Raw genomic sequence first — 6444 nt, 5'->3', positions numbered from 1 at the left:
AGCAAATCCCTCTGACGTAAAACGTAGTAAGCAGCCAGCATAGGCGAACTACAATCAGAGTAGAAGTTACTGTTTTTGAATGAAAAATATAGAGTCAAAAGGTGACGATAACGTGTGTCATTTTAACTCTTATTTAGACTGGCACTAATAATAAGCGAGACGTTAACAGATTCTGGCGATGGGAGGCGGATTTGACTTAAAGAAGGACTCACATCGGGCATGCTAATCGTTCCAGTGAGCAGTGTATTTACAGATGTAAGTAGCGCATTCAGCTACAGGTTTTCGCTATTTTACACAATGAACCTCAGGTTAAGTTTAAGATTTATCGCTCTCTTAAATCTCAAATTCCCCAGGCTGACTGGAGTAATGACTTAACCTGGCTCAACACTCAGTCTGATTTGTTTCTGCGGTTCAGCGGGATATTCTGGTGGGTCAACATCCTGATGGGGTTTCGCAACTCAGGTGAGTAGTACGGCGTGAAGCGGATTTGGCGGCGGATAAGACGTCCCGGAATTATGCAGGTTTGTTCACATATGCGGGCGACACGCTGGCGGTTACTGCCTGATCAACCAAATTTCAAAATACGAAAGCGAGAAAAGCCACCACAGAGGATGGCTTTGCCTGCACGATAATCTGCGTGTGGCGTGAGAGCATGGCTACCTGAAACCTGAGTTAATCAGGTTCATCACGCCGTGGCGTAAGTTATTTCTTTGTGATTGCTCAATCCCTGAACATTCTCTGACGGGGCGTCCTCAGTCCTGAATGCGCTTACCGTACGCATCATGATAACGGCCTGATCATTCAGCATGGCGGAAGCAGCAAGCGATTCCTCTACAAGAGCAGCGTTCTGCTGGGTGGTGGTGTCGATCTGCGTAATGGCAATATTAATCTGAGCAATACCGTCCGCCTGTTCGACGGCAGCCTGATCGATTTGGCTCAGGATTGTTTTCATCTCAGAAACGTTGCTGATCATGCCGCCCATCAACTGGTTTGCGTCCGTTGCCATTCTTTGTCCGTCTCGTGTCTGGGATGAAGACTTTTCAATCAACGCTTTTATCTCGCTGGATGAAGTGGCCGTCTTCTGTGACAGGGAACGAACCTCCTGCGCCACTACCGCAAATCCCCGGCCATGCTCACCGGCACGCGCTGCTTCAACCGCCGCATTGAGCGCCAGAATATTGGTCTGGAACGCAATCGAGTCAATCAAGGTCAGAATTTCCGCCATCTGACGTGAGGAGGCTTCGATTTCATTCATCTTAACCGTCACGGCCTGCATCATTTCACCGTTTTGACTGACGGCATTCTCAGCCTGCGCTGAGAGCGTGGAGGCAAAGCGCGTATTGCTGCGGGTGTGGGCAATGGTGGCGGTAAACTGCTCAACAGAGGCAGCCGTTTCCTCTACCGAGCTGGCCTGCTCTTCCGTTCGTTCCGATAAATTACGGGTGCCGGCGAGTATCTGATGGGCCCCGGTAGCGATATTTTCTGCACCTTCGCGTATCTGACGGACCATCACACTGAGATTAGTTTGCATGGCGCCAATGGCGTTCATGAGAAGTCCTGTCTCATCCCGACGTTGCGTGCTGATACTGTTAGTGAGGTGCCCTTCAGCGACTCGCTGTACCCGGGCGATAACGTCATAAAGCGGGGCAGTAATCGATCGGGTAATAAACAGTGCCAGCGTAATGGCTGTCAGGATGCTGAACAGAGAGATGAAAATAATCTCCTTGCGTACGCTGTTATATCGCGTAGTGAAACTTTCATAGGAGCTTTTCATCTGGGCTTCCTGTAACCCGATGAAATTCGATACTTGCTTAACATACGCATCCTGTAGTTTCACTGTTGAGTTGAGATAAAACGAGTTTGCCTCCGCTTTATTTACGGCCAGGCGCGACAGGAAATCCTGGCGCGAACTCAGAAATTCGCGGCGTTTGACCTCAATATCATCAAGGATCCTCTGTGAGTCACTGTCGTCTGCAAGACGCCGCAGTTCGCCAAACGTGGTGCTGATATTCTTTGTTTTTTCCAGCATCTCACGCTCAATGGTCACTTTGGAAACGGGATCTTCGGCATTTATCAGCATCAGCTGTAGCTGGACACCCTGATTTATATTCTGAATAAGGTCATTGCCTAAAGATATCGTTGGATAGTCGTCGTTAATCATACCGGTGATACTTGTTCTGGCCATTCCCAGCGCGTTGAGTCCGATAAGGACGCTGACAAGCAGAAAAGAAATCAGTGCGAAATAAGAAATTCCAAGCTTTGATCTGATCTTTAGATTTTCAAAAACCTGCTTAACTCTGTTCATTATTAACGTTCCTGGTGAGTGTATGGTGAAAATGAAAATGGGGGTAATGCCGCAATGGTTACCCTAAGCATTAATGTGTTCATTCATGCATTATGATTTATGAAATAACCAAATTGTTGTGGGCAGAGTGGGCGCGACCACAGATATCCCTGTATCAGAACTTCATTTTTCAGATCCATTCGGCTGATAAGTTCTAACTGCTGTTGTGTTTCAATTCCCTCTACGACAATGACTTTACCCAGTTTCTGGGCCAGTTGAATACTGGACTCCATTACTGTGCAGGCAAGTGGGTTAGAAATGGCTTCTTCAGTCAGGCTTTTATCAATTTTTATGCACCTGAAGTTGCTGTTGTAAAGATAGCGAAGCCCTGAACTGCCGGTTCCGAAATCATCCACGGCCATCTCAACACCCGCTGCGATTAAAACGCTGAGAGTTGTCTTTACGCTCATCTGCTGCGCCAGTTCCTGGCGTTCAGTTAATTCCAGCACCAGTTTTATTTTGCAGGCTGCCGTGGCATTCAGAAAGTACTGACAGGCAATGATAAGAGATTCCTGTTCAAAGTGAGAGGAATGAACATTAAAGTTAAGCCTGAACGAAGGCGGAAGTATCAGACTTCCTGCTAAGATTCTGTCAGCAATATCGGTTAAAAGAAACTCTGCCAGTTTGTTCACGATATTATGTTTTTCAGCAACAGGAATAAAAAGGTGGGGCGATATCATTATGGACGGGCTCACTCTCCAGCGTATCAAAACCTCGCCTCCCATAAGGCGTTTTTCGTTCAGGCTGAATACCGGTTGTATGTCAAAAGAGAAAGCCTTGTCTCTAAGGGCGTTAATGATGTAACGCTTTCTGGAGTAGAATCGGTTGAGTGTCCAGCGTGAGGTAAGGAAAAATGCCAGAAACAGGGAAGAAAAAAAACCAGCAGAGATTATAGTATGGTCAATGCCATCGGTATTTTCTGATGAGGTCTCTATTATTTTGTACGGAAACAGGGTGGATTTTTTTAAATAACCATTTTCTTCCACCGAAGAAGATGCTGTTAAACCATGCCAGGAGAGTCGCATTCCATCTGCTTCAAGTGTATAAATTTTGTTGCTTACCAGATGGATTGTGCTGAGTGGTGTCGTAAAATATCCGGCATCTATTGCAAGTGTCATTATGCCATTATTGAAAGGTATTAAAATCACCATTGCATTTTTATCTGGCACGCGATTGGAGCCGGATATGAGTTTTATTGAAATTCCTTTTTCATTTTGTTCGATGCGTTTTCTGATATCGTGCCTGATGTTCAGGTTAACCCTTTCGTTTGGAATGAAGGTCTGACCTGTCGATGAGGAGCAGTAAATATTCCCGGAGGCATCAAACAGAGTCAGCGATCGAATATAGCCGTTTGTCTGAACGGTTTTTTTTATTGACTGCAGTTGCTGGCTTGTGCAGTCTGTCCCCGTTTTTATTAGTGCGGTGGCACTTTCGATCGCGTCCGCCAGAATTCCGTCGATTTTTATTACCAGGTTCTCCAGTGTCCGGGTTCTTTGTTTGTCGTCAGAGGATGAATTAATGCAGTAAAAAAAGATCGCTGACAAAGCGACCAGAATTGATGAAATGATCAATGACGCCCATAATTTCTTTTTATCCGCACGCTCAGGGTGTTGAAAGGCTTCTGAAATTATAGTTGCGTGCCCTGCCTTCATCATTTCTCCCCTGGTGTTATGTGGTTTAAAAGAAATTAATTTTTCCCAAAAAACACTGGGTCAATGGCTAAATTTTTGTCTGAAGGATTTCGGTCACTCATATAAATAATGAATGACGTAATATCACCTTTTTTTCTAAAATAGATTGTGTAGCGCAACAGCTAATACACTGTAATCTAATCATCAATTTTATGTCAAGATGATCGGGTTAGCGTAAATTATCAGTGTGACGCCAGGTAATAACGGTAAACGTTAATACTCGGAAAAATAAACATGTCGTTATATCGGCAATGTAACAGGAAAATATAGTTCAAATAAAGTGAACGAGTGCAGGAGCTGTAATCAGTTTAACTGATTACGGCCTGCAGAAAGGGGGCTTTAATCCAGAGTTTATATTGATAACGCTAAGTGATAATCACCTCATAATAACCTGCTGCCAGTTCATCCAGTATCCCATCTGTAAATGCCGGTATGTTTTAGCCTTGTGGTGAGGCTTTGTCGGCAAGCCATTGGCGGTAACGTGCTGGCGCCATTCCCATTATCTGTGTGAATGCTTTTCTGAAGGCTGTCTCTTCTGAATAGCCACACTCTGTCACCACCTGACGTATGCTGATCGTAGGATTCGCGAGCATGACACAGGCAGATTCTATTCTTATGCGGGTGATGAATTCTTTAGGCTTTTCCTGCGTGAGCGCTTTAAGTTTTCGTTGCAGCGTGCGTTCAGTGGTATTGAGTGCTTCAGCCAGTTTTGCCGCGCTGATAGAGGGGTTTTTAAACCGTATGATGTCCTGAGCACGTAATAAAAGCGGGTGGCCATTATCTGCCAGCCCGGGAGGGACATAAAGGTGCTGGCATAAAGAGTCGTTGTCCGTTAGCGACATGCCTGCGGCAAGTTTTGCCACATCGGCTCCAGCGCCTTTCTGAATAATATGCAGAACCAGCGAAATCCATGAGAAACAGCCGCCGGTGGTCAATACCCGTCCATCTTCCTCAAGCACCTTACCCCATTGAGACTGGGCAAGTGGGTAGCGTTCCCGCATGGTGTGATAAAACCACCACGTTGTTGAAAAAGACTTTCCGTCAAGCAAACCTGCTTCGCCCAGTATGAACCCACCTGTACCTGTTGAGGCGACGATAGAACCGGCGTCATATTGCTTCCTTAACCAGACGGCGGCCTCTTTTACGCCCAGCATATTCACGGGCTCCCGGTTGTTTCCCAGCACCATGCCGGGGGCAATAATGACATCAGGTTGACCAACTGACTGAAAGGAGCTGTCAATGTGAATGAGACGGCCCTGAACGTCCCATACGGGGCCACCATCCGGACTGACGATAACGGTCTGGAAAGGGTCGTTTTCAAACCGGGCTGCATGTTGTGGACTGGAAGCAACGGCATAATTCGCTATCCAGAACATGTCTGCTATTCCTGAAATGGCTGAGAGAACGCTGCCCTCAATAGCCAGTATCGCAATTCGCATTGCCTGAACCCCATGGTGTTAAATTGTCGTAAATTGCGTGAAAATTGTTACTTACTGCGTAACACAATCAAAGCAGCTGTTTAACCTGTTAAGCGTGTATAGAGCCACAACGCGCTACCGTCATGCAAACTGAACCTGAGATGCAAAACATCTGGGCAGTAAATGAATGTAATCAGATTGTTAAATAGAGGGTTTTTTCAGCCACAAATGCGTCTGAGAAGGTGAAGGGGATGCATTACAGCGTGAAACTAACGAAGCGTGCAATCAGGCCATAGCCAGATGCTGTGAAGCATCGGATGGCTGCTCTGTAGCTGAGTTATTAAGCTTTAAAATCACAGGTAAATTGCTAATAAACATCTAATTATTTGCTGGTATAGTGACATAAAAAAATAGTCACTGGAGTTTATCGATGTTGAGCAAATACAAAGGTTCGCAAATTCTTTTTCACTGGCTTACGGTTCTGTTGATCATCGTGGCTTACGCTACGATTGAGCTGCGCTGGATGGCAGACAAGGGCACCTGGCAGCGAAATGTGGTTATGATTACTCACTTTTCAGCAGGTTTCTGCATATTGCTCCTGATGATAGCCCGTCTTTTTTTGCGCACCCGCACGAAAACCCCGCCGATCACGCCACCTGTTGCGCCATGGCAGACGGGTATTTCGCATCTGGTGCACACCTTGCTGTATGCACTTTTTGTTGTATTACCGATCCTGGGGCTGAGTTCACGTTACCTGCGCGGAAAAGAGTGGTCCCTGTTTGGGCTTAACATGCCTGTCGCGACGATTCCGGACCCTGCCACTGCCAGTATGTTAATTGACTGGCACGAAACCCTGGCGCCACTGGGATACTGGTTAATTGGTCTGCATGCGGTGGCGGCGTTGTTCCATCACTATTTTCTGAAAGATGACACGTTGCGCAGGATGATGCCGTAAGCGCGTGGCCTGATAATCAGAGCGTGTTGATCGTTC

Annotated in this window: 4 protein-coding genes; 1 reads left to right on the top strand and 3 read right to left on the bottom strand. The window is 46.3% G+C overall.

Annotated features, from left to right (window positions below):
• Positions 1–685: 685 nt before the first annotated feature.
• From EE896_RS21290 to EE896_RS21280, 3 genes are all read right to left on the bottom strand, one after another.
• On the bottom strand, positions 686–2305 hold the full coding sequence (locus tag EE896_RS21290) for a methyl-accepting chemotaxis protein (protein ID WP_008924621.1): 1620 nt from the start codon (positions 2303–2305) through the stop codon (positions 686–688).
• Between the two features lie 83 nt (positions 2306–2388).
• Positions 2389–3999, bottom strand: coding sequence for an EAL domain-containing protein (locus EE896_RS21285; RefSeq protein ID WP_153574586.1), 1611 nt, complete (start codon positions 3997–3999; stop codon positions 2389–2391).
• Positions 4000–4472: 473 nt separating this feature from the next.
• Positions 4473–5411, bottom strand: coding sequence for a GlxA family transcriptional regulator (locus EE896_RS21280; RefSeq protein ID WP_140915683.1), 939 nt, complete (start codon positions 5409–5411; stop codon positions 4473–4475).
• Between the two features lie 472 nt (positions 5412–5883).
• On the opposite strand from EE896_RS21280, the gene cybB reads away from it, so the two are divergent.
• Positions 5884–6408, top strand: coding sequence for a cytochrome b561 (gene cybB / locus EE896_RS21275; RefSeq protein ID WP_003855033.1), 525 nt, complete (start codon positions 5884–5886; stop codon positions 6406–6408).
• Positions 6409–6444: the final 36 nt, after the last annotated feature.

Source organism: Pantoea eucalypti (genome assembly GCF_009646115.1).
Classification (GTDB): domain Bacteria; phylum Pseudomonadota; class Gammaproteobacteria; order Enterobacterales; family Enterobacteriaceae; genus Pantoea; species Pantoea eucalypti.
The sequence above is the reverse complement of the archived record's forward strand: the minus strand, read 5'-3'. Positions and strand labels throughout refer to the sequence as shown.